Raw genomic sequence first — 1,383 nt, forward strand, 5'->3', positions numbered from 1 at the left:
AAGTCGTCGCCCGTCACCATCACCCCACCCCCGACGCCAACGACCCCGAGCACACCGTGCGGCTGATCACCAGGGAGCTCGAGCGACTGGTGGATGCCACCGGCGTGGACCGCACCCGCATCGTGGGGGTCGGGATCGCCGCCCCCGGACCCATCGACGCCGGGCGGGGAGTCGTGGTCGACCCGCCGAACCTCGGCGGCTGGCACCGGGTGACGCTGCGTGACGCGATCGCGCGGGCGACCGGCTTTGCGGTCGTGCTCGACAAGGATGTCACCGCCGCGGCCGTCGCCGAGCGCTGGGTCTCGACCGACACCACCGGCAGCTTCGCGTTCCTCTACCTCGGCACGGGCCTCGGCGTGGGGTTGATGCTCCCCGATGACGTGGTGCGCGGCGGCTCGGGCAACGCCGGCGAGATCGGCCACATCGTCACCGACCCGACCGGTGCACCCTGCGCGTGCGGCCTGCGCGGCTGCGTGGCCGTGAGTTGCACGCCGGCGGCCCTCGTGGCCGAGGCCGAGGAGCTCGGCATCCTCCCCTCCGGCCGCACGTCGGATGACCCGGTCACCATCGACCACGCCTTCTCGGCGCTCGTCGGCCGCGCAGGCGCCGGCGATCCCCTCGCCGGTCTGCTGCTCGACCGCGCCGCGCACCGGGTCGCCCGCGCACTGTCGGTGGTCTGTAACCTGCTGGATGTCGACCGCGTCGTGCTCGGCGGTCCGCTGTGGTCGCGGCTGGCCCCCTGGTTCGATCCCCAGGTGGCGGAGGCGCTGGAAGGCCTGCGGGTCGCCCGGGGCCTTCACGACGTCACGGTGGTCGGGACGGCGCTGGGCGACGACGTGGGCGCGATCGGAGCGGCATGCCTCATCCTCGATGAGGTGCTGACGCCGCGGCCGACCTCACTGTTGCGCAATTGACACCTTCCCCGCTTGACATCCTTTAAGTCCATTCGATTGACTTAATGCCGCGAGGCGCCAGCCGCCTCTGCCTACCCCGGGGCCCAGCAAAGGAGCAGCACCATGAGGGCATTGCCGACCGTCACCGCCGCCACCGCCTGCGTCGCACTCGCCCTCGTGCTCGGCGGGTGCTCCGCCGACGGCGGGGATTCCACCGACGGCGACACCGTCACCGTCGTCTACTCGAAGACCGATTCGTTCACGGCGCTGGACACCCTCCTCGCCCAGGCGAAGGAGCAGTTCGAAGCCGAGAACGAAGGGGTCACCGTCGAGCTGCAGCCCATCACCGCGACCGACGACGAGTACAAGACCCGCCTGCAGCTGTCGCTCGGCTCCCCCGACACCGCCCCCGACGTGTTCTACGAGGACACCTTCAACGTGCGCAGCGACGTCGAAGCGGGCTATCTGCTCAACCTCGACGAGTACCTCG

General features: G+C 70.9%; 2 protein-coding genes. Both read left to right on the forward strand.

The window, feature by feature from the left end; genetic code table 11:
* A partial coding sequence (locus NQ160_RS23775) for an ROK family protein (RefSeq protein ID WP_257517450.1) occupies nt 1-914 on the forward strand: 914 nt, incomplete at its 5' end.
* Nucleotides 915-1,016: 102 nt separating this feature from the next.
* Nucleotides 1,017-1,383: extracellular solute-binding protein (locus NQ160_RS23780; RefSeq protein WP_257517451.1), on the forward strand; the 367-nt coding region annotated here is incomplete at its 3' end.

Source organism: Microbacterium sp. zg.Y909 (assembly GCF_024626565.1).